The 2,688-nt window shown below is 43.4% G+C and carries 2 protein-coding genes and 1 pseudogene; 2 read left to right on the top strand and 1 reads right to left on the bottom strand.

What is annotated here, in order from left to right; translation table 11 throughout:
- Window positions 1-205, top strand: a pseudogene (locus AC37HE_RS03235) (MFS transporter); the annotation flags it as partial.
- 324 nt (window positions 206-529) lie between these two features.
- On the opposite strand, the gene AC37HE_RS03230 reads toward AC37HE_RS03235, so the two are convergent.
- A complete protein-coding gene (locus AC37HE_RS03230; RefSeq protein ID WP_500781345.1) occupies window positions 530-1,252 on the bottom strand; it encodes a cytidylate kinase-like family protein in 723 nt (240 codons plus the stop codon).
- Between the two features lie 185 nt (window positions 1,253-1,437).
- On the opposite strand from AC37HE_RS03230, the gene AC37HE_RS03225 reads away from it, so the two are divergent.
- A partial coding sequence (locus AC37HE_RS03225) for an aminopeptidase P family protein (RefSeq protein WP_500781344.1) occupies window positions 1,438-2,688 on the top strand: 1,251 nt, incomplete at its 3' end.

Here is a 2,688-nt window from a genome sequence, read left to right as displayed (position 1 = left end):
AGAGCACCTGGGTGAAATTAGTGGATTTGCCATGTCGCTCATGGTGTTCTTCAGTGCTGTAGGACCTTTGATTTTCAGCTCGTCGCTGTCTCAATTTGGCTCATACAGTGTTGCAGCCTGGGCTTGTTTTGGAGCATGTGTGGCATGCCTGGTTGGAGCCCTTGGCGCCCGTAACCCACAAGAACGCTTGAAAAAGATGGCTTAGGGTAAAACGGGGAAGCTAGACGGTATTGCCGTAACATGAAGCGGCAACTATAATACACGAGGCGGCAACTTCGCGACATCACACGGCAGGCATTCTACATCAGGCGGCAAGCAAGATACATCGGGCGGCAGATCCGAAACACGAGGCGGCAACTATAATACACGAAACGGCAACTTCGCGACACGACACGGCAGGCATTCTACATCAGGCGGCAATCAAGGTACATCGGGCGGCAATCGATATGCCTCAGGCGGCAAGCTTGTTTTGTTAGGCTAAAATTGAGTTTCACACAGGCGTTAGCCGCTTATTTTCAATAGATACCAATTAAAAATAGGGGACATTTTTCTTCATCCGTTCCGGAATGCCTCGAAGTTCAAAAGCTCTTAAAATAAGTCGCACCAATTGAGACATTTCAAAGCGCGACACGTCAATTGTTATGTCAAAACGTTCTTGTTCCGACTTATTTTTCCGGAAATAATCGCGGAAGACGGTCCGTTCTTTTTCAATTTCGTTAATGTACTTATGGGCATCAGATTTACTCATTTGTCTTCGGGCTGCAATCGAATCGATCCTCCAGCTTAGCGGGGCAACCAACCTCACATGCAAGGCATTTTCAATATCGTCAGCAATCAAATGACCTGCTCTCCCAACAATAATACAGCAGCCATCAGCTGCAAAATTATGAATAACCTCCCGCACAGTTTTCATAATTACACGATTACTTTTATAATACTTTTCGGAAAATGCCGACAAGATTTCGTCGAAAGTAAAATGTTCAGAACTCGCAAACAGTCGGTCAACCTTTTCTTGTTTCACCTTCAGTTCCTTCGCACTTTGACTTAAAACTTCCTTACTGACAACCTGCCATTGCTTACAAAAAATACTCTTATTTAACTCATCAGACAGGTGTTGGCCAAGCAGAATTCCGCCACAACCAACTTCCCGGGAAATTGTGATAACCGGACCTGCAATTTTAAAACCGGAGGTGCTTCTTTTAGCTTCTTCCCCCAGCCTTTTATTCATATAATTTAGTAAGGTATTTTGCATGGTTTATGCTGTTTAGGTTTCTATATTTTAGAATACGCCTTTTCAACCTATTCTGTTATATGTTTGATAGTATTTAAATTGTCAGATAAAATTTTAAATTAGAAGATTGCTTTGTGAAATGTCATTATTTGATCACTTATTAATCGTTATCTTCACAACTTCAACGATCATTTTAATCGAAAATCATGTTTAAGCCAGAGATTTACAATGTAAGACGGGAAAAACTGAAAGAATTGCTTTCGGATGGTGTAGTGCTTCTATTGGGGAACGTTGATGTTCCAATGAACTATGCCGACAACACGTATCATTTCAGACAAGACAGTAACTTTTTATACTATTTCGGGCTCGACTTTCAAGGCCTGGCCGGAGTTATCGATATTGACAAGGGCGACGAAACCCTGTTTGGCGATGATGTGGAAATAGACGACATCATTTGGATGGGACCTCAAGTAAGTTTGAGTGAAAATGCCGCCAAAGTAGGGTGTACACAGACGGCCCCCTTCAAAGAGCTTTTTAACTATCTATCAAAAGCAATTGCATCGGGACGTAAGGTTCATTTTCTTCCGCCTTACCGGGGCGAAAACAAGTTATTGCTCCAAGAGTTATTAGGCATTCACCCCAATAAGCTAAAAGAATACAGCTCTTTGGAATTGGTCAAAGCGGTAATTTCGCAACGCGAGATTAAAGGGCCGGAAGAAATAGCTGAGATCAAAAAAGCATGTGCAACCGGCTACAACATGCATGTAACTGCCATGAAAATGGCTCATCCCGGAACCTGGGAACAAACCATTGCCGGAACCATGGAAGGAATTGCCAATGCTGAAGGTTCTTCCATTTCATTCCCGATTATTCTGAGTCAACATGGAGAAACCCTGCACAACCATAGCCATGCAGGCATCCTCGAGCCAGGGAAACTAATGGTGGTTGACGCCGGAGCTGAAAGTTTGATGCACTATGCCTCGGACTTTACACGCACAACACCTGTTGGCGGGAAATTTACACAACAACAACGCGAAATTTACGAGATTGTATTGGCTGCGAATAACCACACAACCACCCTGGCGAAATCCGGCATAACTTATTTGTCGGCACATCTGGAAGCAGCAGAAGTAATTGCCAGTGGTTTAAAAGAACTCGGGCTCCTGAAAGGCGATGTAAAAGAAGCCGTGAAAAACGGAGCACACGCACTTTTTATGCCACATGGGCTCGGCCATATGATGGGATTGGATGTCCACGACATGGAAGACTTAGGTCAGGTATATGTTGGCTACGACGAGGAAATTCGCCCGGTTAATCAATTTGGAACATCAGCTCTGCGATTAGGAAAGCGACTGAAGCCCGGTTTTGTCATTACCAACGAACCAGGAATTTATTTCATTCCAGCATTAATTGATAAATGGAAGGCTGAGAAGATTAATACTGATTTTATCAACTTT

The sequence above is a fragment of the Mangrovibacterium sp. genome, from assembly GCF_059905295.1.
This window is presented reverse-complemented; position numbering and strand designations above follow the sequence as displayed.

Bases quoted from the DNA above. Each gene is read 5' to 3' on its own strand.
- AC37HE_RS03230 (WP_500781345.1), bottom strand. From the start codon at position 1,252: ATGCAAAATACCTTACTAAATTATATGAATAAAAGGCTGGGGGAAGAA.